Below are 255 nucleotides of genomic sequence, written 5' to 3'. Positions count from 1 at the left end.
GAGGACCGAACCGACTAATGTTGAAAAATTAGCGGATGACTTGTGGCTGGGGGTGAAAGGCCAATCAAACCGGGAGATAGCTGGTTCTCCCCGAAAGCTATTTAGGTAGCGCCTCGTGAATTCATCTGCGGGGGTAGAGCACTGTTTCGACTAGGGGGTCATCCCGACTTACCAACTCGATGCAAACTGCGAATACCGTAGAATGTTATCACGGGAGACACACGGCGGGTGCTAACGTCCGTCGTGAAGAGGGAA

General features: G+C 52.5%; 1 rRNA gene. It reads left to right on the top strand.

From position 1 onward, the window contains the following. Positions 1-255 (top strand): 23S ribosomal RNA (locus tag MFP24_RS00110); the annotation flags it as partial.

This window comes from Brenneria tiliae, assembly GCF_023347575.1.
GTDB classification, from domain to species: domain Bacteria; phylum Pseudomonadota; class Gammaproteobacteria; order Enterobacterales; family Enterobacteriaceae; genus Brenneria; species Brenneria corticis.
The sequence above is the reverse complement of the archived record's forward strand: the minus strand, read 5'-3'. Positions and strand labels throughout refer to the sequence as shown.